This window comes from Pseudomonas sp. S30_BP2TU TE3576, assembly GCF_050436025.1.
GTDB lineage: Bacteria > Pseudomonadota > Gammaproteobacteria > Pseudomonadales > Pseudomonadaceae > Aquipseudomonas.
In genome coordinates this window covers 3,005,136-3,029,599 of the sequence record NZ_JBNDLK010000001.1, presented here as the reverse complement: position 1 = coordinate 3,029,599, position 24,464 = coordinate 3,005,136, and the positions used below count along the sequence as shown (strand labels likewise).

21 protein-coding genes and 1 pseudogene are annotated in these 24,464 nt (G+C 60.2%); 13 read left to right on the top strand and 9 right to left on the bottom strand.

Annotated features, from left to right (window positions below; all coding sequences use genetic code 11):
• The first annotated feature begins 156 nt into the window (after window positions 1-156).
• Window positions 157-1,383, top strand: coding sequence for a 3-hydroxyacyl-CoA dehydrogenase NAD-binding domain-containing protein (locus ABIA48_RS13650; protein WP_429489272.1), 1,227 nt, complete (start codon window positions 157-159; stop codon window positions 1,381-1,383).
• 174 nt (window positions 1,384-1,557) lie between these two features.
• The gene (locus ABIA48_RS13645; protein WP_429489270.1) at window positions 1,558-1,980 is read left to right on the top strand and encodes an acyl-CoA thioesterase; all 423 of its coding nucleotides are present in this window, start codon (window positions 1,558-1,560) and stop codon (window positions 1,978-1,980) included.
• Between the two features lie 66 nt (window positions 1,981-2,046).
• On the opposite strand, the gene ABIA48_RS13640 is transcribed toward ABIA48_RS13645, so the two are convergent.
• The 4 genes from ABIA48_RS13640 to ABIA48_RS13625 all read right to left on the bottom strand — a co-directional run bounded on the left by ABIA48_RS13640 (window position 2,047) and on the right by ABIA48_RS13625 (window position 7,049).
• The gene (locus ABIA48_RS13640; protein WP_429489268.1) at window positions 2,047-2,535 is read right to left on the bottom strand and encodes a glycine zipper domain-containing protein; all 489 of its coding nucleotides are present in this window, start codon (window positions 2,533-2,535) and stop codon (window positions 2,047-2,049) included.
• Window positions 2,536-2,884: 349 nt separating this feature from the next.
• On the bottom strand, window positions 2,885-5,233 hold the full coding sequence (locus ABIA48_RS13635) for an FdhF/YdeP family oxidoreductase (protein ID WP_429489266.1): 2,349 nt from the start codon (window positions 5,231-5,233) through the stop codon (window positions 2,885-2,887).
• Window positions 5,230-6,069, bottom strand: a complete 840-nt coding sequence (gene fdhD / locus ABIA48_RS13630; protein WP_429489264.1) for a formate dehydrogenase accessory sulfurtransferase FdhD — start codon at window positions 6,067-6,069, stop codon at window positions 5,230-5,232. The genes ABIA48_RS13635 and fdhD overlap by 4 nt, the downstream gene beginning before the upstream one ends.
• A gap of 92 nt (window positions 6,070-6,161) precedes the next feature.
• Window positions 6,162-7,049: a LysR family transcriptional regulator gene (locus ABIA48_RS13625; RefSeq protein ID WP_429489262.1), complete on the bottom strand. Its 888-nt coding sequence runs from the start codon at window positions 7,047-7,049 to the stop codon at window positions 6,162-6,164.
• Between the two features lie 78 nt (window positions 7,050-7,127).
• Here ABIA48_RS13625 and lysM point away from each other — a divergent pair.
• Window positions 7,128-7,448: pseudogene (gene lysM, locus ABIA48_RS13620) on the top strand (peptidoglycan-binding protein LysM); the annotation flags it as partial.
• Window positions 7,449-7,550: 102 nt separating this feature from the next.
• On the opposite strand, the gene yrfG reads toward lysM, so the two are convergent.
• Window positions 7,551-8,213: a GMP/IMP nucleotidase gene (gene yrfG, locus ABIA48_RS13615; protein ID WP_429489260.1), complete on the bottom strand. Its 663-nt coding sequence runs from the start codon at window positions 8,211-8,213 to the stop codon at window positions 7,551-7,553.
• Between the two features lie 88 nt (window positions 8,214-8,301).
• On the opposite strand from yrfG, the gene nudE reads away from it, so the two are divergent.
• Together nudE and cysQ are read left to right on the top strand one after the other, a co-directional pair.
• A complete protein-coding gene (gene nudE / locus ABIA48_RS13610; protein WP_429489258.1) occupies window positions 8,302-8,868 on the top strand; it encodes an ADP compounds hydrolase NudE in 567 nt (188 codons plus the stop codon).
• The gene (cysQ, locus tag ABIA48_RS13605; RefSeq protein WP_429489256.1) at window positions 8,865-9,692 is read left to right on the top strand and encodes a 3'(2'),5'-bisphosphate nucleotidase CysQ; all 828 of its coding nucleotides are present in this window, start codon (window positions 8,865-8,867) and stop codon (window positions 9,690-9,692) included. The genes nudE and cysQ overlap by 4 nt, the downstream gene beginning before the upstream one ends.
• Before the next feature lie 170 nt (window positions 9,693-9,862).
• Here cysQ and ABIA48_RS13600 read toward each other — a convergent pair whose 3' ends face one another.
• The 4 genes from ABIA48_RS13600 to rfbC form a co-directional block, all read right to left on the bottom strand.
• Window positions 9,863-10,318 (bottom strand): YiiD C-terminal domain-containing protein, encoded by a 456-nt coding sequence (locus ABIA48_RS13600; protein WP_007983197.1) that lies wholly within the window; start codon window positions 10,316-10,318, stop codon window positions 9,863-9,865.
• A gap of 40 nt (window positions 10,319-10,358) precedes the next feature.
• Window positions 10,359-11,753, bottom strand: a complete 1,395-nt coding sequence (locus tag ABIA48_RS13595; RefSeq protein ID WP_007983199.1) for a sigma-54-dependent transcriptional regulator — start codon at window positions 11,751-11,753, stop codon at window positions 10,359-10,361.
• A complete protein-coding gene (locus ABIA48_RS13590; protein WP_429489253.1) occupies window positions 11,750-13,558 on the bottom strand; it encodes a sensor histidine kinase in 1,809 nt (602 codons plus the stop codon). Before ABIA48_RS13590 ends, ABIA48_RS13595 begins: the two co-directional genes overlap by 4 nt.
• A gap of 91 nt (window positions 13,559-13,649) precedes the next feature.
• Window positions 13,650-14,195 (bottom strand): dTDP-4-dehydrorhamnose 3,5-epimerase, encoded by a 546-nt coding sequence (gene rfbC, locus ABIA48_RS13585; protein WP_204934873.1) that lies wholly within the window; start codon window positions 14,193-14,195, stop codon window positions 13,650-13,652.
• A 269-nt stretch (window positions 14,196-14,464) separates the two neighbouring features.
• Here rfbC and ABIA48_RS13580 point away from each other — a divergent pair, with 269 nt between their 5' ends.
• The 8 genes from ABIA48_RS13580 to ABIA48_RS13545 all read left to right on the top strand — a co-directional run bounded on the left by ABIA48_RS13580 (window position 14,465) and on the right by ABIA48_RS13545 (window position 24,435).
• On the top strand, window positions 14,465-17,377 hold the full coding sequence (locus ABIA48_RS13580) for an aminotransferase (protein ID WP_429489251.1): 2,913 nt from the start codon (window positions 14,465-14,467) through the stop codon (window positions 17,375-17,377).
• A 277-nt stretch (window positions 17,378-17,654) separates the two neighbouring features.
• Window positions 17,655-18,761: an agmatine deiminase gene (aguA, locus tag ABIA48_RS13575; protein ID WP_429489249.1), complete on the top strand. Its 1,107-nt coding sequence runs from the start codon at window positions 17,655-17,657 to the stop codon at window positions 18,759-18,761.
• 243 nt (window positions 18,762-19,004) lie between these two features.
• A complete protein-coding gene (locus tag ABIA48_RS13570) occupies window positions 19,005-19,217 on the top strand; it encodes a hypothetical protein (protein WP_007983210.1) in 213 nt (70 codons plus the stop codon).
• Between the two features lie 311 nt (window positions 19,218-19,528).
• Window positions 19,529-20,200, top strand: coding sequence for a DsbA family protein (locus tag ABIA48_RS13565; protein ID WP_429489247.1), 672 nt, complete (start codon window positions 19,529-19,531; stop codon window positions 20,198-20,200).
• A 258-nt stretch (window positions 20,201-20,458) separates the two neighbouring features.
• Window positions 20,459-21,745: an OprD family porin gene (locus ABIA48_RS13560; RefSeq protein ID WP_429489245.1), complete on the top strand. Its 1,287-nt coding sequence runs from the start codon at window positions 20,459-20,461 to the stop codon at window positions 21,743-21,745.
• Window positions 21,746-22,015: 270 nt separating this feature from the next.
• On the top strand, window positions 22,016-23,140 hold the full coding sequence (fic, locus tag ABIA48_RS13555; RefSeq protein ID WP_429489243.1) for a protein adenylyltransferase Fic: 1,125 nt from the start codon (window positions 22,016-22,018) through the stop codon (window positions 23,138-23,140).
• Window positions 23,141-23,560: 420 nt separating this feature from the next.
• Entirely contained in the window at window positions 23,561-23,782 is a 222-nt protein-coding gene (locus ABIA48_RS13550; protein ID WP_111286693.1) for a tautomerase family protein, read from the top strand.
• Window positions 23,779-24,435 (top strand): DsbA family oxidoreductase, encoded by a 657-nt coding sequence (locus tag ABIA48_RS13545; RefSeq protein ID WP_429489240.1) that lies wholly within the window; start codon window positions 23,779-23,781, stop codon window positions 24,433-24,435. The genes ABIA48_RS13550 and ABIA48_RS13545 overlap by 4 nt, the downstream gene beginning before the upstream one ends.
• The last annotated feature ends 29 nt before the right edge of the window (window positions 24,436-24,464 follow it).

Here is a 24,464-nt window from a genome sequence, read left to right as displayed (position 1 = left end):
ATTGATGGATCGCCTTCGCGAGCAAGCCCGCTCCCACAGAGATTTGGGGGCACATCCATCCGCTGAATGTTGCTCATCACAGGAATAAATTTCAAAAAAATCCACTGGCTGACTAAGGTGGTGGCTGTCTTTGGATCGCCAACAAGAGAACACAACATGAGCCAGACACCGTCGAATATTCAGCGCGCCGCCGTCATCGGCGCGGGCACCATGGGCCGTGGCATTGTCATGTGCCTGGCCAACGCCGGAGTGGCCGTGCAGTGGGTCGACAATAACCCGCAAATGCTGGAGCAAGCGCTGGCCACCGTGGCGGACACCTACGCCCATAACGTGCGCCAGGGCCGGATTGACCAGCGCGAAGCCGATGCCCGTGTCGCGCGTGTTACGGCGGCAGAAGGTTTTACGGCCATCCGCGATGTCGACCTGGTCATCGAAGCGGTGTACGAAAACCTTGAACTCAAGCAGAAAATCTTCCGCGAGCTCGATGGCCTGCTCAAACCCGAAGCCATTCTGGCCAGCAATACTTCGGCGCTGGATATCGACGCCATTGCTGCGGTCACACGCCGGCCGCAACAGGTTCTGGGGCTGCACTTCTTCAGCCCGGCGCACATTATGAAATTGCTGGAAATCGTCCGCGGTGCCCAGACTGCACCGGCAGTCATCGAGGCTGCACTGGCGTTGGGCAAGCGCATGGGCAAGGTCAGTGTGGTGGCGGGTAATTGCGACGGCTTCATTGGCAATCGCATGCTCAATACCTACGTGTTGGAGGCGCGCAAAATGCTGCTGGAGGGGGCTTATCCCTATCAAGTGGATGCGGCACTGCAAGGCTTCGGTTTCGCCATGGGGCCGTTCCGCATGTTCGACGTGGTCGGCGTCGACCTGCAGTGGCGCGCCCGGCAACTGTCCGGTGTCGGGCAGGATGCGCCGGAAGTTCAGGTGGATAACCGACTGTGCGAAATGGAGCGTTTTGGCCAGAAGAGTGGCAATGGTTATTACCACTATGAGCCGGGCAGTCGCCAGGCCGAACATGATCCGCAGGTGGATGCATTGGTGCTGGCCGTCAGCCAAGGGCTGGGGTTCCAGCGTCGCGAGATCGGCCCGGAAGAAATTCTGGAGCGCTGCTTGCTGGCATTGGTCAACGAGGGCGCGAAGATCCTTCAGGAGGGTATTGCCGGGTCAGCTCATGACATCGATCTGGTTTATCTCAATGGCTACGGTTTCCCGGCGGACAAGGGCGGGCCGATGGCCTGGGCCGATCAGCAAGGGTTGGCGGATATTCATCGGCGCTTGATGGACCTTGAGACGCGTCAGGGCGATCACTGGAAACCGGCGCGGTTGATTGGTGAGCTGGCGGCGGCCGGCAAGGGGTTTGCCGACCATTGATTGACGGGGTGCCTGTAAGGGCGCCTTCGCGAGCAAGCCCGCTCACACATTGAATATCGGTCGTACACACAATCTGTGCTCGCCGAAGATCAAATGTGGGAGCGGGCTTGCTCGCGAAGAACGATAACGCGGTTTTCGCCTTAGACTGGCGAACCTACTCAGGAACCAACGCTGATGCCCCAACGCACCGACTACCCCCACTTCCAGCCCATCACCACCCGCTGGCACGACAACGACGCCTACGGTCACGTCAACAACGTTACCTACTACAGCTTCTTCGATACGGCAGTGAATACCTACCTGATCGAAGTCGGCGGCCTGGATATCCATGACGGTGAGGTGGTGGGGTTCGTGGTGAGCTCGGCTTGTGATTACTTTGCTTCGATTGCCTTCCCGGATCGCATCGAGATCGGTCTGCGGGTGGGCAAGTTGGGCAACAGCTCGGTGCAATACGAACTGGCCGTGTTCAAGCAAGGGGAAGACGAAGCCTGTGCGGCGGGGCGCTTCGTGCATGTGTTTGTCGATCGGGTGTCGAATCAACCTGTGGCGATTCCAGCAGGGTTGCGCGGAGCGCTGGAGTGTCTGGTGGTTCAGTAAGGCAAAAAAAATCGCAGCCCTTGGGCTGCGATTTTTGATGTACTCACCGGCGAGGCGCTCGAGGCCTTAGTCGCGGTAGTACCTGTGGTGGTGCTTGCGATGGCCATAGGCATGGCCGCGACCCGGATGGCCGTCACGGTAGTAACGACGATCATCATGGTCGCGATACGAGCGATGACCGCCGTCTTCATCATCGTAGTCTTTGCCCATGTAGTTACCCAGCGCGCCACCGGCGCCGCCGCCTGCTGCGGCGCCGATCAGGCTGCCGCTGGTGCCGCCCATGCTGCGACCGACCACGTTACCGCCTGCTGCGCCCAACGCACCGCCAAGGGCTGCTTCACCACGGCTGTGTTTGTTTGCGCCGACGGCACTACCACCTGCGCCGCCCAGGGCCGCGCCGATGGTGGAACCTGTATTGCCGCCTAACGACTGGCCGACGACCGAGCCCAAAACCCCGCCCAATGCGCCGCCTACACCGGCTTCGGTGGTGCCGCCAGCAGACGCAATACCGCTGACCAGGCCAAGGGACAACAAGAGAATCGAGGAGAACTTCATGGAGGAACCTCAAGGGGATGACGGCGCGATCCTGAGGCTCTGGAATAGGCGTGACAATCGAAATCCGACGAATAACACGACCTGTATACAATATTGCAAGTTGCTGTTTTTTGGGCGGAACTTAACGTTTTTTTGCCGGTCTGTTACTACTTCGCAAAGGCCGTTTTCATGAGAAAACGGCCTTTTTTGTGGGCGATTGGAAAGTGCTGGATCCGGAAAATTTGTTGCTTGATCTACCGCATTCGCGAGCAAGCCCGCTCCCACATTTGATCCTCAGCGAACACAAAGTTTGTGTACGGTAGAGATTCAATGCGGGCTTGCTCGCGAAGAGGTCGGCTCAGGCGAAGTGTTACGCAGACCTGGCCATGATCAACCCGGTCTCACTCGCCGCTTCCAAACGAATCGCCACAAATTTCGACGTTGGCGTATGGCTGCCATCGCCGGTGCTTTCCAGCGGCACCAGCGGATTCACTTCCGGGTAGTAGGCCGCCGCTTGCCCGGCCGGGATATCGAACGCCAGCAACGTGAAGCCTTTTACCCGACGTTCAATGCCATCGTCCCAGAGCGAAACGATGTCCGTCTTCTGCCCCGGTCTGAAGCCCAGGCGAATGATGTCGGCTTCGTTGACGAACAACACGTCACGCTGACCTTTCACGCCGCGATAACGGTCGTTGAGGCCATAGATGGTGGTGTTGTACTGATCGTGGGAACGCATTGATTGCATGATCAGGTCCGGCAGCACACCAGTGGCGCGGGTGCGTTCGTGCACGAGGTCTTTTGGCAGCACATTCGGGCGGAAATTGGCTCGGCCCGAGGCGGTGTTCCACTTGCGTGCGCCGGCGCTGCTGCCCAGATAGAACCCACCGGGGCTCTTGATTTTCTCGTTGAAGTGCTTGAAGCCCGGAATGGTCTCGGCGATCAGGTCGCGGATGCGGCCGTAATCGGCCACCAGCCAGTTCCAGTCCACGGGATGGTTGCCCAGGGTTGCGGCGGCGATGCCGGCCAGGATCGCCGGTTCCGAACGCATCTGGTTCGACAACGCCTGCAACTGACCGTTGGAGGCATGGACCATGCTGAACGAATCTTCGACGGTCACCGCTTGCGGGCCTTCGGTCTGGATATCGATGTCGGTGCGGCCCAGGCACGGCAGAATCAGCGCGTCCTTGCCGTGGGTCAGATGGCTGCGGTTGAGCTTGGTGCTGATCTGCACGGTCAGGTCGCAGTTTTGCAACGCCTGGAAGGTGCGCGGGCTGTCCGGCGTGGCTTGAGCGAAGTTGCCGCCGAGGCCGATGAAGACTTTCGCCCGGCCTTCAGCCATCGCATGAATGGCCTCGACTACGTTGTGCCCGTTGTGGCGTGGCACCTTGAACTGGAAGCGGCGCTCCAGTGCATCGAGGAAAGCCACGGGTGGGCGCTCGTTGATACCCATGGTCCGGTCGCCTTGCACGTTACTGTGGCCGCGTACCGGGCATAGTCCGGCGCCGGGCCGACCAATGTTGCCGCGCAGCATCATCAGGTTGGTGATTTCCTGGATGCTCGCCACCGAATGGCGATGCTGGGTGATGCCCATGGCCCAGCACATGATGACGTTCTTGCTCTTGGCGTACATGCGCGCCGCTTGTTCGATCTCTACCAGCGTCAGGCCCGACTGTTCGACGATCTGCTCCCATGGGGTGTCGTCGATGACCGCCAGGTACTCCAGCACATTGGCGCTGTGCTCATTGAGGAAGTCATGGTCGAACACCGCCGGCGCACCGGTTTTCTGTGCGTCGCGCTCCCACAGCAAGAGAAATTTCGCCATGCCGCGCATGATCGCCATGTCACCGCCCAGGGCTGGGCGGAAGAACGCAGTGTTGGTCGGCTTGTCGCCGTTGGTAAGCATTTCGATCGCATGCTGCGGGTGCTGGAAACGTTCCAGGCCGCGCTCCTTGAGCGGGTTGATGCACACCACTTGAGCGCCGCGTTTCACCGCTTCACGCAGCGGTTCGAGCATGCGCGGGTGGTTGGTGCCGGGGTTCTGGCCCCAAACGAAAATCGCATCGGCGTGTTCGAAGTCGTCGAACGTCACCGTACCTTTGCCGACACCGACGCTTTGCGACAACGCGACGCCGCTGGCCTCGTGACACATGTTCGAGCAGTCAGGGAAGTTGTTGGTGCCATAGGCGCGCACGAACAGCTGATAGAGAAAAGCCGCTTCGTTGCTGGCCCGCCCCGACGTGTAGAACTCGGCCTGATCCGGGCTCGACAAGCCGTTCAGGTGTTTGGCGATCAGCGCGAAGGCATCGTCCCAGCTGATCGGTTTGTAGCGATCGGTTTCGGCGTCGTAGCTCATCGGCTCGGTCAGGCGGCCCTGATACTCGAGCCAGTAGTCGCTTTGTTCCAGCAGCGCGGTGACGCTGTGTTTGGCGAAGAACCCGGCGTCGACACGGCGTTTGGTCGCTTCCCAGTTCACCGCTTTGGCGCCGTTCTCGCAGAACATCACCATGCCGCCTTCCTGAGAGTCACCCCAGGCGCAACCGGGACAGTCGAAGCCGCCGCTCTTGTTGGTCTTGAGCATCATGCGCAGGTTTTTCAGTGCGTTGTCGCTGGTCAACCAGGCCTGGGCCACGCTGATCAGTGCGCCCCAGCCACCGGCCGGGCCTTTGTAGGGCTTGTAGCGAGGGACAGGTTTCTGGTCGGCTTGACGGTGTTGACTCACGCTTGATTCTCCAACGTTGGGCTGTAGACCCGCGGCGCATTCTTCTGTGGCAGATGGATGAGGTTGAGGTTATGGCGACGGGCCCATTGCACGGCAAGGCCCGTGGGCGACGACAGGCTGACCAGGGTCTGGATACCGGCGCGCAAGACTTTCTGGATCAATTCGAGGCTGCAGCGGCTGGTGACAATCGCCAGGCCGCCCGCGGTCGGGATGTTCTGGCGGACAAGTCCACCGATCAGCTTGTCGAGGGCGTTGTGCCGACCGATGTCTTCGCGGCCCAGCAGCAACTCGCCCTTGTCATTCATGAACACTGCCGCATGCACCGCGCCGCAATGCTGGCCCAAGGGCTGGAAGGCGCCGATGCGCTCGCGCAGGCCAACAAGCCATTCGACCGGCGGCAACGGGGCACCGGGCAATACCTGAAGGTCCGGCAAAGCCTGTTCGACCGCTTCCACGCCGCATAGCCCGCAACCACTGGTACCGGCCAGTTGCCGACGCTGCTGCTTGAGGTTCCAGAAGGCGCGGTTGGCAATGGTCACTTGCGCGTATTGCGCCGGGCCCGAGCCGCTGAGCTGCAGGTCATAGATGTCCGTGGCGTCCTGGATGATGCCGCTGCCCAGGCTGAAGCCGACGATGAAGTCTTCGAGGTCGGTCGGTGTCACCAGCATGACGGCCTGACTGATGCCGTTGTAGGCGATCGCCAGCGCCACTTCCTCGGCCAGCGCGGTGCTGGCCGATTCCGAGTGCTCGAGGTTGCAGTAGCTGTACGTCTGGCTGGCCGCAGGCGCGGGCGTTTCGAGGGCAGGCGCCGCGCAGGTTGGGCGCTTGGTGTTCATGGCATCACCGACGGTTTGATCAGCTTTAAGACTAGGCGCGGCAACTTGTCGCGTCTAATCGCTATTACTGATCTACCGATAGATGCTGTCGATCAGGCACCGATCAGCGATTGCTGATAAATCGCGAAACAGGCCTCCGCCAAAGCCGAGCGTGGCGCGCTGCGACGCATGATCAGCCCCAGCCGGCCGAGGGTCTGGGCGTTTTCGATCGGTTGCAGGCGCAGATGATCGGTCAGACCTTCGAGGCCGCCGTCCGATGGCATCACGGCGCAGCACAGGCCGCCGTGCACAGCTTGTAACAGTTGATGGACGGCATCCGTTTGCAACAAAGGCTGCGGGTTGAGGCCCCGGCTGTGGAAGTTGTGATCGATGGACTGGCGAAAGTGCATGCCGCTGGTGAGCATGCCCAGAGGCAGTTCAATCAACGATTCCCAACTCAGCGGTGCCTTGCCAAAGGTGAAAAAGCGCTGGTCGTAGAGCAGGCCCATGCGGGTTTCACTGAAGCTCAGCGAGTCGAAGCGTTCGGCGTCCAGGCGCTCCAGATACGAAACGCCGAGATCCAGGCGATTGTTCGCCAGTTGCTCGAGTATCTGTTCCGAACTCAACGCCGAAAGTTCGAAGCGCAGGTTCGGGTGCTCGGCATGCAGGTGTTGCAACAGCGGCAGCGGATCGAAGCTCGACAGCGGCACCACGCCCAGCCGCAACGTACCGACCAGATTGCCGCGACAGGCAGCCGCTTCGGCGTACAAGCCGTCGTAGGCTGCCAGAACGGTGCGTGCCCAGGCCAGTACCCGCTCGCCCGGCGCGGTGAAGCCTTCGAAGCGCTGGCCACGATTGACCAGTGGCAGGTCGAGTTCTTCTTCGAGGCTGCGCAGGCGCATGGACAGGGTCGGCTGGGTGATGTGGCAGCGTGCGGCGGCCTGGCCGAAATGGCGGGTTTCGTCGAGCGCGATGAGGAATTTCAGCTGCTTGATGTCCATCTTCGCTCCAGGGTGCGGGAAGGTGCGGATTCTATCGCAAGCGGGGTCATTGGTCGGGTTGGAATCGCAAGCGGCGGTCGTGGTGTGCAGGCGACGGTCGATGGTGACAAGGTCACGGTGACCGGCGAAGTGGCGAGCCAGGAAGAGAAGGAGAAGATCCTGCTGGCGGTGGGCAACATCGCCGGGGTTGGCAGCGTGGATGATCAGATTACCGTGACCGGGCCGGTGGCCGTGGCCGCGAAGTTTGTCACCGTCGTGAAGGGCGATACCCTCAGCGCGATTTCCAAACGCGTGTACGGCGATGCCAACAAGTACAACAAAATCTTCGAGGCCAACAAACCAATGCTGGCGCACCCGGACAAGATCTATCCGGGGCAGTCGTTGCGGATTCCTGAGTAACCTGTGAAACCGTGTGATGGCTTTCGCGAGCAAGCCCGCTCCCACATTTGAAATGCGTTCCCCCTGTGGGAGCGGGCTTGCTCGCGAAGCAGGCAACGCGGTCTACAGCCCCGCAATCAAATCCCGATAATCCCCGACCGCTGCAAACTCCGCGGTGTCTTTCGGTCCTTTGCGGCTATCCGGCTCGCGCACGGCCAGCAAATGCGCCACGCCAAAATCCCGTGCGCTGCGCAGGATCGGCAAGGTGTCGTCGATGAACAGGCTGCGCGTCGGATCGAAATCGATATCGGCTTGCAGCGCATCCCAGAATTGCGGGTTTTCCTTGGGGAAGCCGTAGTCATGGGAGCTGATCAAACGTTCGAAGTAGGGCGCCAGTTCGATTTTTTCCAGCTTCAACGACAGCGCATCCCGATGGGCATTGGTGATCAGCACCACGCGCTTGCCGGCCCGTTTGATCGCTGCCAGAAAGGTGTCGGCATCCGGGCGCAGGGCGATCAGGTGCGCGGTTTCCAGTTTCAGGTCGCGCACCGACAGCTTCAATTCGGCGCTCCAGAAATCCAGGCAGTACCACTGCAACTGGCCGGCATTGCGCTCGAACAACGGCTGCAACTCCATCTCGGCCATGGCCCGGCTGACCCCATGCAGTTCGGCGTAACGCTGGGGCAAATGCTCCATCCAGAAGTGGTTGTCGAAATGCAGATCCAGCAGCGTGCCGTCCATGTCCAGCAGAACGGTATCGATGTCGGACCACGGTAATGAAGGCATGGCAAAGTCTCGGGCGGTAGAAAGATATCTGGCGTAAACAATCGGGTAAGCCGCGTTATAGTAGCGCGTTCACGCCAAGGAGCTTTGCATGCGCCAGAAACCCACCATACTCGCCCGCGAAATTGTCGCCACCAGTCGATTGTTCTGCGTGGAAGAGCTGAAGTTGCGCTTTTCCAACGGCGTGGAGCGCACCTATGAACGCCTGGTCGGCAAGGGTGCCGGGTACGGCGCGGTGATGATCGTGGCGATGCTGGATGCCGAGCATGCGGTGCTGGTCGAGGAGTATTGCGGCGGCACGGATGAATATGAAATGTCGTTGCCCAAGGGCTTGATCGAACCGGGCGAAGACGTGTTGGCGGCGGCCGAGCGTGAGCTCAAGGAAGAGGCCGGTTTCGGTGCGCGACAACTGGAGCACCTGACCGAGCTGTCGCTTTCCCCCGGTTACATGAGCCAGAAGATTCAGGTGGTGCTGGCCACCGACCTCTACGAGGAGCGTCTGGAAGGCGACGAGCCAGAGCCGATGCGGGTGGACAAGATCAATCTGCGTGAACTCTCGGCGCTGGCGCAAAACCCGCACTTTACCGAAGGCCGTGCCTTGGCGGCGCTGTACCTGGCCCGTGATCTGTTGACCCAGCGCGGAGCGTTCCAGTCATGAATTTCCCGCATCCGTTGATGGCACCGGTCATTGAGCTGGCCCTGCAGGCCGGTGATGCGATCCTGCCGTTCTGGCGTACGGGCACGGCCGTCACGGCGAAGGCTGATGACTCGCCGGTGACCGCTGCCGACCTGGCCGCGCACCACCTGATTCTGGCCGGGCTGACGGCGCTCGATCCGCAAATCCCGGTGCTCTCCGAAGAGGACGCCAACATTCCCCAAAGCGTGCGTGCCGGATGGCAGCGCTGGTGGCTGGTCGATCCGCTGGATGGCACCAAGGAGTTCATCAGCGGCAGCGAAGAGTTCACCGTCAACATCGCCCTGATCGAAAACGGTCGGGTGGTGTTTGGCGTGGTGTCGATGCCGACCAACGGGCGTTTCTATGTCGGTGGTGCCGGGCTCGGCGCGTGGCGTGGCGATAAGGGCGGCACGCCGATGGCGATTCAGGTGCGAGATGTCCCGGCGCCAGGCGAGTCGTTCACCGTAGTGGCCAGTCGTCGTCATTCGAGCCCGGAGCAGGAGCGTTTACTGGCCGGGTTGAGCGCCAGCCTTGGCGAGCTGCAACTGGCCAATATCGGCAGTTCGCTGAAGTTTTGCCTGCTGGCGGAAGGGGCGGCGGATTGCTATCCGCGCCTGGCACCGACTTCGCAGTGGGACACGGCGGCGGCGCAAGGTGTGCTGGAAGGCGCCGGCGGTGAAGTACTGGAGCTGAGCGGTGAGCCGTTCAGCTATCCGGCGCGGGAGTCGCTGTTGAACGAGTTCTTTCTGGCGTTGCCGGCGAAGGCGGCGTGGCGGGACAAGTTGTTGGAACTGGCACGCTCCTGAGCTCACCTTTACTTTGTGGCGAGGGGGCTTGCCCCCGTTGGGCAGCGTAGCTGCCCCAAAAACATGCAATCTCATTGTGTCTGACACGCTGCGGACGCTGGACTTGGGAGTGCTGTGCACTCCAACGGGGGCAAGCCCCCTCGCCACAGGTTGTACAACACCCCTCACATTCAGCGGTGCAACACGTACTGCCCGACAAACCTCACCGCATCCTCATCACGGCCTTCATTGACGACCCGCGTATGCAGGGTCAACCGTGCTCGGCTGTATCGCTGGAACGTGGTCAGGAATTTCTTCCAGATCACCGGATCCGGCGCCTGGCAAATGGCGTTGGCATCGCCCGTCACCGGCAGTGGATAGCTGATCTGCCCTTCCTGAATCACGATGTGCCCGTCTGTAATCCCTTCTTCCTTAAGGCGCAAGTGCAGCCAGCCCCAGCCAGCCAGGACCGCGCCGCAATACAGGCTGCCGCCGAACATGGTGCTCTTGTGGTTGACGTTGGCTTCCAGCGGCAAGTGCAGGCGCAATTGCTGGTCATGCCAATCGAGCACTGTGAGGCCCATGTCCCGGGTGAGGGGAATGTCGTGATGGAGAACGGATTCCAGTTGTCGACTGTCGCGGCTCATTCAGGGGCCTCTTGCTCGAAGTGGATGGTTGGACGGTAGCTCAGTCGAGGTCGTCCGGGTGGGCCGAGGCGCCACTGTCGGCGAAACTCAAACCGTGTTTGCGCAGTTTGTCGTGCAGGGTCTTGCGCGGAATGCCGAGCGCTTCGGCAACGCTGCGCACGGAACTGTGCGAACGTGCCAGTTCGGCGGCGATCAGGGTTTTTTCGAAATTTTCCACTTGTTCGCTCAGCCCGCCGCTGACCATTTCCACCGGAGTTCCGGCCGCGTGCGATGACTCGCTGTTGTCCAGTGCCAGCTCCAGGCCCAGGGCAAAACGTTCAGCGGCGTTTTGCAGTTCACGCACGTTGCCGGGCCAGGTGTGGCGCAGCAGCAAGGCACGTTGCCCCGGTTGCAGCTCATGGGGCGGCAAGCCGTGGCGGGCACTGGCTTCATCGGCAAAATGCTGGAACAGCATCAGGGCGTCTTCGCCCCGTTCGCGCAACGGTGGAATCCGCAACGGTGCGACGTTAAGGCGGTAATACAAGTCGGCGCGAAAACGCCCCTGATCGGCCGCCTGCCGCAGGTCTTCCTTGGTGGCAGCGATGATGCGGATGTCCAGCGGGATCAACTGATTGCCGCCCAGGCGTTCGACCACCCGTTCTTGCAACAAACGCAGCAATTTGACCTGTACATCCAGGCTCATGCTTTCGATTTCATCGAGGAACAGCGTGCCACCGTTGGCAAATTCGAATTTGCCGATGCGGCGTTTCTGCGCGCCAGTGAAGGCGCCGGGCTCGTGGCCGAACAGTTCGCTTTCGACCACTGATTCGGCCAGGGCACCGGCGTTGATCGCCACGAACGGTCCGTTACGACGATTCGATAAATCGTGCAGCGCCCGGGCCACGACTTCTTTGCCCGCGCCAGTTTCGCCGAGGATCAGCACGTCGGCCCTGGTCGCCGCCAGGGCGCCAATCTGCTCGCGCAGGCGCAGCATCGAAGGTGATTGGCCAACCAGGCGGGCGCTCAGTTCATTGCGGTCGCTCAAGGCCAGCCGCAGGCTGCGGTTGTCCAGCACCAGCCGGCGCAGGGCCAACGCACGGCGCACGCTGTCGAGCAGGGCGTCGCTGGCAAACGGCTTTTCCAGAAAGTCATAGGCCCCGGCGCGCATGGCCTGCACCGCCAGCGGCACATCGCCGTGGCCGGTGATCAGCAGCACCGGCAATTCCGGGTCCTGGGCGTGCAGTTCGGTCAACAGTTCCAGACCGTCCATGCCAGGCATGCGGATGTCACTGACCACCACGCCCGGCCAGTCGCGTTCAAGTTGCGCGGCCAGGCCTTTGGCTTCGGCCAGCGGCAGGATTTTCAGGCCGGCCAGATCCAGCGTTTGGCTCAAGGCCTGGCGCAAGTGGGGATCGTCGTCGATCAACACGACCTGAATGCGGCTGTCGATGGTCATGCACTTCGGTCCTCGGACGGTTGCAGGCTCACGCCCGGTGCGCCTGCGCGCAGTTTCAGGGTAATCAGGGCGCCGCCCTCCTTGTGGTTGGCGAACGACAGTTCACCGCCGAAGGCGCGCATCAGGGTTTCGCAAATCGCCAGCCCTAAACCGAGGCCCTGGGTTCGGGTCTTGGTGGTGTAGAACGGCTCGCTGGCACGCCCGAGGGCCTCCATGCAAAAGCCGGGGCCATTATCGCGAATGTACAGGTTGACGCCATCGGCCGTGGATTGGGCACTTAGCCAGAGTTTGCGTGGTGGGCCTTTTTCCGTCAGGGCATCCAGGGCGTTGGCCAGCAGATTGCCGAGCACCTGTCGCAAACGGGTTTCCCCGGCCTCGACCCACAAGGTGGCGGCGGGCAAGTCGCGGATCAACTCGACGTCCATGCTGCGTCGGCGCTTGGCCAGCAAGGCCAGGGCATCATCCAGCGCCGGTTGCAGGGCAACGCTTTCCGGAGCATGCCGGTCGCGCCGGGCAAAGGCGCGCAAGTGGGCGATGATCGAGGCCATGCGACCGGTCAATTCACTGATCAGCTTGAGGTTGCCGCGGGCATCGTCGGTGCGCTGGTGGTCGAGCAGCACTTCGGCGTTTTCCGCGTAGCTGCGAATCGCTGCCAGCGGCTGGTTGAGTTCGTGGCTGATGCTCGCCGACATCGTGCCCAGTGCCGACAATTTGCCGGCCTGCACCAGATCATCCTGGGCGCGTACCAGCTCCTGCTGGGCCTGTTCGCGTTCCAGCACTTCCTGTTTCAGGCGCCGGTTCAGGCCTTCGAGATCGCTGGTGCGTTCGGCGACCCGGCCTTCCAGCTCGCGGCGGGCCTTGGCTTCAAAGGCAATGCGTTCGAGGTAATGGCGGCGACGCTGCATCATCAGGCCGAGCAGCAGCATCAACACCAGCAGCGTTGCACCACCGATGGCCACCACTGTGCGCACCGGGCGGTCGATCAAGGTACGGGGGGCAAGGATACTGACATTCCAGCCGGTTTCGGCAATCTGCCGGGTCTGGGTCAGCCAGGCATTGGGATTGAGTTCCAGCGGTTTTGGGTCGCGGGTCGGGTAGGGTTGAATCGCGGTGATGGCTTTGCTTTCTTCCTCGTTCAACGGGCGGGTCGAGCGGAATCGCCACTCCGGTCGCGAGGTGAGAATGACGACGCCGTTGTGGTCGGTCAGCAGCAGCTGCTCCGGGGTTTTGCCCCACAGGCTTTCGGTGTGGTCGAGGTCGACCTTGACCACCAGCACGCCGACGATTTTCTCGCCATCGCGAACACCGGCGGCGAAGAAGTAACCGCGCTTGGCGGAGGTGGTGCCCAGCCCGAAAAAGCGCCCGAGCTGGCCGGCCATGGCTTCGCTGAAATATGGCCGGAAGGAAAAATTGCGCCCGACAAAACTGTCGTGCTTGTCCCAATTGGAGGCGGCCAGGGTCTTGCCGGTGGCATCCATCAGGTACATGACTTCGGCACCGGTCTGGGTGGCGATATTTTTCAACAGGCGGTTGGCATTGCCTTGGGTGACACCGTCGTCAGGTGCGCCGAGAACCGCGCGTAGTGCTGGCAGGTCGCCGAGGATCTGCGGTAACACTTCATAGCGGTGCAGGGTACCCAACAGGTTGGCGACGTAGAGGTCGAGAGTCTGACGATTCTGACTGGCCAGTTCGCTGCGGTAATAGCGCTCGGCAAGATGCTCCAGCGGCCACAGCAACGGCGCCAGGCACAGTGCCAGCAGGGCCAGGCTGCGCCAACGGGGTCTGGGGGGAAGAGTCGGTTTCATGAGCAGCATGCGCCTGTGGGTACAGGCGCATTATGCCTAGGCTTGCGGGCGCAGTCTGCGCGGCAAGTGATGTAGTAAACGGGACGGGGAATCAGGAAAAAACGTCAGCATCCTTGAACAGTGGCGCGGCCTGATCCTTGGCGGACAGCAACGGCGCAGACTCCAGTTGCCAGTCGATGGCCAGGTCCGGATCGTCCCAGCGGATGCTGCGCTCGGCGGATGGGGTGTAATAGTCAGTGGTTTTATAAAGAAACTCGGCGTAGTCGCTCAGCACCACGAAACCGTGGGCGAAGCCTTCCGGTACCCAGAGTTGGCGATGGTTGGCAGCAGACAGGCGCACGGCGACCCATTTACCGAAGTTTGGCGAGCTGCGGCGAATGTCCACGGTCACATCGAGTACTTCACCATCGGTCACCCGGACCAGTTTGCCCTGGGTGTTTTCCAGTTGATAGTGCAGGCCACGCAGCACGCCTTTTTGCGAGCGGGAGTGGTTGTCCTGAACGAATTGAGTGTCCAGACCTGTGGCTTCTTTGAAAGCCTTGGCGTTGAAGCTCTCATAGAAGAAACCACGTTCGTCACCAAAGACCTTGGGCTCGAGGATCAGAACACCGGGCAGGTCGGTGGTCACTACATTCATGGTGTTTCTCCAGTAACAGGCATTTGATGGCCGCCATTCTTGCGCAAAGTGCCATTCGAGGCGAGTGCCAGAACAAAACCTGCGGGAGCGGGCTTGCTCCGGGCGGCGTTCCGACGAAGGCGGAGTGACAGGCAACCTGAATGTGACTGACACGGCCTCTTCGCGAGCAAGCCCGCTCCCACAATTGCCCTCATACAGGCTTGCGGGGGTTGCGTATCGCCCGAAGCAGTGGCGATATAGGCGCCTAATAAAATTTCAGGGGTCGTTGTATGCCGCTCGCCACGTTGATTCATCGCGCCAGTTTGCCCAGCCCGCAGGTGTCTGCGGAGCAAGCGCTAGAGCTGCTGGAAGAACATTACGGGTTCAGCGGCAAACTGCAGGCCCTCGGCAGCCAGCAGGACCTGAACTACCGCGTCGACAGCGAGCGGGGGCGTTTCGTCCTGAAAATCTGCCGTGGCGATTATTCCGCGCTGGAGTTGCAGGCCCAGCACGCCGGGCTCAAGCATCTGGATGGACACCCGCAAGTACATGTACCGCGAGTGATGTCGGCAAAAAACGGTGCAGACCTGCTGTCACTGGAGGTGGGTGGCCAGGCGGTGCATGTGCGACTGCTCGATTACATCGAAGGCCAGCCCTTGACGAGCCTCGGGCATTTCAGTCGTACGGTGGTGGCCAGTTTCGGCCGTCTGTGCGGCGAAATGGACCTGGCCCTGGCGGATTTCGACCATCCGGGCCTGGTGCGCACCCTGCAATGGGACGCCCGCCATGCCCACGCCTTGATCGCGCACTTGCTGCCGGTGATCAAGGATGAAGCCCGGCGCAATCTGATCATCGAAGCGTCCGCACAAGCCGAGCGTCATTTGCAGCCATTGGAAGACAAGCTGCCGGTGCAGGCCATTCACATGGACATTACCGACGACAACGTGGTGTGGCAGCGCGATGCGCTGCGCCATTGGCAGTTGCAAGGCGTGATCGATTTCGGCGACCTGGTGCGCACCTGGCGCATTACCGATCTGTCGGTGACCTGCGCCGCACTGCTGCATCATGGCGAGGGCGATCCGTTCTGCATTTTGCCGGCGGTCCAGGCGTATCACGCGGTCAACCCGTTACAACACGAAGAGCTGCTGGCGCTGTGGCCGCTGATCGTCGCCCGTGCGGCGGTGTTGGTGCTCAGCGGCGAACAGCAAGTCAGCATCGATCCGGGCAATGCCTACAGCCGCGATAACCTGGTCCATGAATGGGAAATCTTCCGCGTGGCCACCTCGGTGCCGTTGGCGTTGATGGAAGCGGCGATCCTCACGGCGGTTGGCCAGAGCCTGCCAGCCATCGGCAGCGAAGGCTTCGCGCCACTGTTGCCGAGCCTGGTGGGGCGTGAGTTCGCGCTGATCGACCTGGGCGTGCTCAGTCCGCATTTCGAGGCCGGGAACTGGGAGCAGGAGGGCGTCGACCAGCGCCTGCTGGATGAAGCGGCCACGGCACATGGTTTGGCGGCCAGCCGTTACGGGCAATACCGATTGTCCCGCACCCGGCCCGACAGCGCCGCTGAACCGGACACTTACCCGTTGCACGTCGAATTGCGCGTGCCTCAGGGGACGGCGGTCGAAGCGCCGTTTGCCGGCGTGGTGCATCACCCGTCGGCGGGTGTGCTGCAACTGGACGGCCCGCAATTGAGTGTGCGGCTATGGGGCGTCACGCCGTCGCTGCACAGTGGTGCGGCACTGGTCAAAGGCCAGGTGCTGGGTTCGGTCAGTGGGCCATTGATTGTGCAGTTGTGCCGGGGCGCGTCGATCGATGTGCCGTTGTTCTGCACGCCATCGCGCGCTGCTGCCTGGCAGGCGTTGTGCCCATCACCTGCGGCACTGCTGGGGCTGGCCTGTGACGCCGAAGCAGAACTCGATGGCGCGACCTTGCTGGCCCGGCGCGACGCCAGTTTTGCCCGCACGCAAAAACACTATTACGTCGATCCGCCGCGCATCGAACGTGGCTGGCGTAACCACCTGATTGACATGCAAGGCCGCTCCTACCTCGACATGCTCAACAACGTCGCGGTATTGGGCCACGGTCATCCGCGCATGGCGGCGGTCGCCAGCCGCCAGTGGTCGTTGCTCAACACCAACTCGCGTTTCAACTACGCGGCCGTGGCCGAGTTCTCCGAACGCTTGCTGAAACTGTCCCCTGACGGTATGGACCGCGTGTTCCTGGTCAACAGCGGCAGCGAGGCCAACGACCTGGCGATTCGCCTGGCATGGGCCTACAGCGGCGGCCGTGACATGCTCAGCGTGCTGGAGGCCTATCACGGCTGGACGGTCGGCGCAGACTCGGTGTCGACCTCGATCGCCGACAACCCCAAGGCCTTGAGCAGCCGCCCGGACTGGGTGCACCCGGTGACCGCGCCAAACACCTATCGCGGTGAATTCCGTGGCCCCGACAGTGCGCCGGATTATGTGCGCAGCGTCGAGCACAACCTGGCGAAAATCGCCGGGCAGGAACGCCAACTGGCCGGTTTCATCTGCGAACCGGTGTATGGCAATGCCGGCGGTATCTCGCTGCCTCCGGGCTATTTGAAACAAGTCTATGGCATGGTCCGGGCCCGGGGCGGCGTGTGCATCGCCGATGAAGTGCAGGTCGGCTACGGACGCATGGGCGATTTCTTCTGGGGCTTCGAAGAGCAGGGCGTGGTGCCGGACATCATCACCATGGCCAAAGGCATGGGCAACGGCCAGCCACTGGGCGCGGTCATCACCCGCCGGGAAATCGCCGAGGCGCTCGAGGCCGAGGGTTACTTCTTCTCGTCCGCCGGTGGCAGCCCCGTCAGTTGCCAGGTCGGCATGGCCGTGCTGGATGTGATGGAAGAGGAAAAGCTCTGGGAGAACGCCCAGGTCGTTGGCGGACATTTCAAGAAGCGCCTCGAAGCGTTGATCAATATTCATCCGTTAGTGGGTGCGGTGCATGGTTCCGGTTTTTACCTGGGCGTCGAACTGATCCGCAACCGCGAAACCCTGGAGCCGGCCACCGAAGAAACCACCGCGCTGTGCGATCGCTTGCGTGAGCTGGGGATCTTCATGCAGCCGACCGGCGATTACCTGAACATCCTCAAGATCAAACCGCCGATGGTCACCTCGCGCCGGAGCGTGGACTTCTTCGTGGACATGCTGTCGAAGGTGCTCGCAGAAGGCCTGTAACCACATTCCCCCTGTGGGAGCGAGCTTGCTCGCGATAGCGGTCTTTCGGTCGAAAAATCTGTGACTGGAATGGCCTCATCGCGAGCAAGCTCGCTCCCACAGAGGTGGTGGTGTTAATTCGATTGATATCGGCTTTTTATCGATTGTTTTTGTAATCGTGGATTGATGGTGCTTTAAAAGCCGATATTTATCGGATATAAAGTCACCGCAGTCCACGGCGTGTACCAATGCGCTTCCATTTCTGTCAGGCATCAACGCCACTCTGGAGTTCTGAGTCATGACCACGTTGAACAGCACCCCTCGCGCCGACGGCTTCTACATGCCAGCCGAATGGGCACCCCAAACCCAGGCCTGGATGATCTGGCCCGAGCGCCCGGACAACTGGCGCCTGGGTGGCAAACCGGCACAAGCCGCGCACGTGGCCGTGGCCAAGGCCATCGCCCGTTTCGAACCGGTAACCGTGGCGGTTTCCGCCGGCCAGTACGAAAACGCCCGTGCCCGTCTGGACGTGCCGAATATTCGCGTGGTGGAAATGTCCAGCGACGACGCCTGGGTTCGCGACTCCGGTCCGACCTTCGTCATCAATAACAGTGGCGAAGTCCGTGGTGTGAACTGGGACTTCAATGCCTGGGGCGGTTTTGACGGCGGTCTGTATTCGCCGTGGAACCGTGATTCGCAGGTCGGTGGCAAGATCCTCGAGATCGAGCGCAGCCCGCGTTACCGCACCGAAGGCTTCGTGCTTGAAGGCGGTTCGATTCACGTCGACGGCGAAGGCACCCTGATCACCACCGAAGAATGCCTGCTCAACCGCAATCGCAACCCGCACATGAATCGTGCGGAAATCGAAGCGATCCTGAGTGCGAACCTGGCTGTGGATAAAATCATCTGGCTGCCGGATGGCTTGTTCAACGATGAAACCGATGGCCATGTGGATAACTTCTGCTGCTACGTGCGTCCGGGCGAAGTGCTGCTGGCCTGGACCGATGATCCGCAGGACCCGAACTACCCGCGCTGCCAGGCGGCGATGAAAGTGCTGCAAAGCAGCACCGACGCCAAGGGCCGCCCGTTCACGGTGCACAAAATGCCGATCCCGGGCCCGCTGTTTGCGACCGAGGAAGAATGTGCCGGAGTCGATCCGGTGGACGGTACTCAGGAACGTAACCCGACTGTGCGTCTGGCCGGTTCTTACGTGAACTTCCTGATCGTCAACGGCGGCATCATCGCGCCGAGCTTTGACGATCCGCAGGATGGCCCGGCAAAGGAAATCCTGCAGAATCTGTTCCCGCAGCATGAAGTAGTGATGGTGCCCGGTCGTGAACTGTTACTGGGTGGCGGCAATATTCACTGCCTTACCCAGCAGCAACCCGCCCCGCACAAGGAGTGAGTGCGGTCGTAACAGCTTGAGTTGATTGCGAAATCCCTCAGGCTGTCGATCTGCCTCCTGCGTTACGCAGAGCCCGCAGCCCTGAAGGGCTGCGGGCTTTTTTGTATCCGCCTGGCCACATTCAGAAACCTTGGCACAGCTCTTGTATCTCTGCCTTTGTAACTCGGGGAGGGAGAGGACTTCGATGTTCTGTCATAAACCTTGGATAAGTTAGCCGCTCACAAACCGGGAGAGAGCGCTGAAATGAACGCCGAAGCGAATGTAGTGAGCAACAAGGCGTTGCATCCCCTGGCAGTAAACAGCGAATCGCTCCAGATTCTGGCGCACTGGTTCAAGTCCAATGGAATGCGTCAGATCAGCGAAACTGATCCGCGCCGGACGATGATCGAGCGTTACCCCGCTGGTTTATTCAGCGAGGCGGAACTGGATGCGTTGTGGGATGTGATGGAAGGATAAGAAGAATAACAACGGATTGATCAAGAAAAGCGCTGCCGGGATGGCAGCGTTTTTTTTTGCCTGAAACAAATCTCCCAAACACGGGAGATCGACTGTGGGAGCGGGCTTGCTCGCGAAGGCGTCGTGCCAGTCAATGTAAATGTCGACTGACCCACCGCTATCGCGAGCAAGCTCGCTCCTACGGGGTTTGTGACGCAACCATTCGACCGATTCAGGCAACAGACTGGAAGCCAATCCGGCGTTTTTCCGGGGGCGCTGCGGCACTAATCTGCCGACATCGAGTTTTCCTGAATTTCTATCGGAGCTTTTCCATGATCCTGCATTACATTTACGACCCGTTATGCGGTTGGTGCTACGGCGCCAAACCACTGGTGCAAGCCGCCCAGGCTGTGCTGCCCGTGATTGCCCACGGCGGCGGCATGATGACGGGGGTCAATCGGCAACGGGTCTCGCCGCAACTGCGCAATTACGTCATGCCTCACGACCGGCGCATCGCCGAATACAGCGGGCAGCCGTTCGGTGAAGCCTATTTCGAAGGTTTGCTGCGTGATCACAGCGCCGTGTTCGACTCGACGCCACCGATCGCTGCGGTGCTGGCTGCCGAGCAAATGGCAGGTCGCGGGCTGGAGTTGCTGGGGCGTTTACAAAGTGCTCACTACGTGGAGGGGCGCCGCATCGCCGACGAATCGGTACTGTTTGAACTGGCCCACGACATGGGGCTGGACCATCAAGGCTTCGAAAGAGCCTTCATGGCTGCCGACACCGAAGGCCACATCAGGAACAGCCGGGTGCTTCTGGCCAAGGTGGGCGGCCAGGGTTTTCCGACCCTGGCACTTGAGCACAATGACCAATTCACTTTGATCGATATCGGGCCGTGGCTGGGCAAACCCCAGGCATTCGCGCAGTGGCTGGGTCAGTCGCTCCCCGAGCACGACTCATCCAATTCTGTAGCAGCTTGTGGTCTCGATAGCTGCATTGATTGAATATTCCTGCCGCGTAAAGCAGTTTCTTAGACGTTTTTCGCCTATTTGTAGAAGATTCATGAAATTGACACGTCATTGAGCACGCAGCTACGATTCGGCCCAACGCCTGTGGCCGACTGCCACGACTCAAAACAATAAAAGGCCCGCCGCGAGAAATCGTGGGCGGGCCTTTTTGTTTTCGCCTTGAAATAAGAGCGCAATAGCGCCGTTTCGGCCGTTCGACACAGCGCGTATTAACCGTATCAAGGAAAAAATAAAATGTTGAACAAGCGAATCAGCCTGATCGCACTGGGGATTTTGAGCGCTACACAGGCCATGGCGAACGACCAGGCCGAATCCAAGGGTTTTGTTGAAGACAGCAGCCTCAAAGTGCTGCTGCGCAACGCCTACATCAACCGTGACTTCAAAGACGGCAACCCGGATAAATCCGAGTGGGGCCAGGCAGCCATCGGCACGTTCTCGTCCGGCTTCACCCAAGGCACCGTGGGCGTGGGTGTGGACGCTTTCGGCCTGTATGCACTGAACCTGGAGCGCAGCGAAGACCGTAGCGGCGCGCAAGGTATCGATTTCTTCAAAAAGGGCGACAGCGGCCAGCCGGCAGATGACCTGTCCAAGGGCGGCGCAGCGATCAAGTTCCGCCTGTCCAGCACCACCCTGACCTACGGCGACCAGATGCCGGCCCTGCCGGTGCTGAACTACGACAACTCGCGCCTGCTGCCGGAAAGCTACACCGGCACGCTGATCACTTCCAAAGAGATCAAAGGCCTGCAACTGGATGCCGGTCGCTTCACCGCCGAATCGCGTAAAAGCGCCGAAGGCCGTGACAGCGGTGGCTTGAAGTCGATCAACGTATTGGGCGGTAGCTACCAGTTCACTGAACAGTTCAAGGCCGCGCTGTACGCTTCCGACGTCGAAGACGTGCTGAAGAAACAATACGTGAACGCCAACTACGTGTTCCCGATCGACAAGGATCAGTCCCTGACCCTGGACTTCAACGGCTACCGCACCAAGCTGGAAGACTCCTACGTTCGCGAAAACGCTATCACCGGCGACGACAACAAGATCTGGAGCCTGGCGGCCACCTTCGTCACCGGCCCACACTCGTTCACCCTCGCGCACCAGCGCAGCACTGGCGACAGCAACCTGGGTTACGCCTATGGCGGCTACCAGAAAGACCAAGGTCGCGTCGGCGACGGTGGCAACACCATCTACCTGGCGAATTCCTACTGGTCCGACTTCAACGCCGAAGACGAACGCAGCTGGCAGCTGGGCTACGGCCTGGACTTCAGCACCTTCGGTGTACCGGGCCTGAGCTACAACGTGGCCTACGTGCGCGGTGACAACATCACCACGTCCACCAGCGAAGGCGGCACCGAGCGCGAGATCTTCAACCAGATCAAATACGTCGTACAAAGCGGCCCGGCCAAAGACCTCAGCGTGAAACTGCGCAGCTCGGTCCTGCGCGTGTCGCAGAAGTCGAGCGAATACAACGTCAGCGGCAACGAAGTGCGTGTGTTCGTGGATTACCCGATCAACATCTTCTGATGATGGGTTGCGGTATCGAGGCCTGATGCAAGGCTGAGAAAAGAAAGAGCCCCGACTGGTTTGGGGCTTTTTTGCTTTTGATGTGTTCATGTCGCCGAAACTCGATTTCGGTAACACGTCTTGCGAATGTGTCGTCCGCGGCGACATGTTCGGAAGACGTGTCGCAAAAAGTGGAAAATTGCGACACGTTAAGGCCCCATGTCTACACTAGCGACATGAGAGAAGCCTTCTTCTGCTCAAAAAGCATACAAAATGATCAGGATCGCATCCATGACCGAACCGCTGCTGCCATGGCAGGCTGACAGGCCATACAACCAACTTCCATTGCTGCCCCCGGGAATCGAGCTAGAAACACGTGCCGTCCTCAAAAAATGTATTGAGGCACGCACCGCATTGGCCGAGTTGAAACAGGCAGCAGAGTTGATTCCAAACCAGACGGTCTTGATCAATACAATTCCCCTGCTGGAAGCCAAAGACAGCTCGGAAATAGAAAGTATCGTCACCACCACGGATTTGCTATTCCAGCATGCCCAAGACACAGAAAACCATGCAGACCCTGCGACCAAGGAAGCGTTGCGCTATCGAACGGCGCTCAATCAAGGCTTCCTGTCTCTAACGGAAAGACCGCTGTCGACCAACACCGCTGTAGAAATCTGCCGCACGCTGAAGGGGGCGCAACTGGACATCCGCCGTACGCCGGGAACACAGCTTGCGAATGACCGAACGGGTGAAGTTATCTACACACCACCAGAAGGGGAGGAACACTTGCGCAACCTACTCGCCAACTGGGAGCGTTTTCTGCACAACGAAACCGATCTCGACCCCCTCGTTCGTATGGCAGTCGGGCACTACCAATTTGAGGCCATTCATCCTTTTGTCGACGGCAACGGCCGGACGGGGCGGGTCCTCAATACTCTGTTTTTGATCCAGGAAGGACTGCTGAACCTGCCGATCCTCTACCTCAGTCGCTACATCATTGCCCAACGTGCCGATTACTACCGGCTCCTGCTGGAGGTGACGACCAAACAGGCGTGGGAGCCATGGTTGCTGTTTATGTTGAATGCAGTAGAAGAGACCGCGCGCTGGACGACAGCCAAGATTGCTGCCATCCGTGCATTGTCCGAGCACACCACTCTGTTTGTGCGCGCCCAATTGCCAAAAACCTACTCACGGGAACTGGTCGACGTCATTTTTGAACAGCCCTACTGCCGCATCAGTAACGTCGTCGACAAGAAAGTTGCTCAACGTCAGGCCGCGTCACGTCACCTCAAGGAACTGATTTCCATTGGGGTGCTGGAAGAGATTCAGGTGGGTAAAGAGAAGCTATTTATCCATCCGAAACTGATGAAGTTACTCAGCCGCGACAGTAACGAATTCAAGCATTACGATGGTTAAAGAGCCTGAGACACCCTAAACAAAAAAAGCAGCCTGAGTAGGCTGCTTTTTTTGAGAAGCTTGCTTGATATTGTGCTCCCTCAAGCAAGGGAGAAGAGGTCTCACCCGAGCGCTGATTTTCAGGTCATCAACGGGGTTCCTAACGCCGACTATTGCCACCTGAAGGCAGTCGGTTTCGCGCTCTTGTGCAGATTCTCTGTCACCCTTGGTGCTTGTGTCAATCTGAGCGACAGCATTGTGATGGTGTTGGTCATATCGGAAAGTAAAGACAGAAAAACGACATGGCGTTCTACTATATTCATTACCCCACGTAACGAATGAAGTTCCCGTCCCCACCTTTATCCCCTCCCGCCAACCTCATACATTCATCTCCAACGCCTCTCCCATCATCCCGACGGGAAGGTCACTGGAGTTTCCCTCATGCCTTTCGTAAGCGTACGCATCACTCGCGATGGCGTTACCACTGAGCAGAAAGCTCAGGTGATCGCCGAAATCACTGAAACCCTGGAGCGCGTCCTCAACAAGCGCCCTGACCTGACCCACATCGTGATCGAGGAAGTCGACACCGATAACTGGGGTTACGCCGGAATCACCACCACCCAGTACCGCAAGCAACTGGCTGAGGCGGAGGGCAAGTCATGACGTCCTCCGTCACCATCGATTTCATCTCCGATGTCGTGTGCCCCTGGTGCGCACTGGGGGCGACGGCTCTGGAGCAGGCGATCGAGAACGTGGCCGGGGAAGTCTTGGTCGAGCTGACCTACAAGCCGTTCGAATTGAACCCGGACATGCCGGCCGAAGGTGAGCAAGCGGTCGAGCACCTGATGCGCAAGTACGGGAGAACCGCCGCCGACGTCGCCGCCGGCAAGGCCATGCAGATCGCTCGCGGCGAGGCCATCGGCTTCAAATTCGATCTGGAGAAGCGCACGCATTTCTACAACACCTTTGATGCACACCGCTTGTTGCTTTGGGCGTTGCAGGAAGGGCGGCAAGTCGAGCTGAAGAAGGTGCTGCTGCGGGGCTATTTCAGCGAAGGCCAGAACCCGAGTGATCACCAGGCGCTGGTGCGTCTGGCGGTTGAAGCAGGGCTGGACGGGGCAACTGCACAAGAGGTGCTGGCGTCCGGTGCGTTCGCCGCTGAGGTGCGGGAACTTGAAACGTACTACCAGCAGCGTGGCATCAATTCGGTCCCGGCCATGGTGCTGAACGGTCGCCACCTAGTGTCCGGTTCGCAATCGGTCGAGTACTACGAACAAATGTTGAGAGAAATGGCCAAGGCATCGGCCGACGCCTGATCACAGATTTTCTACCCCATTCTTTATTG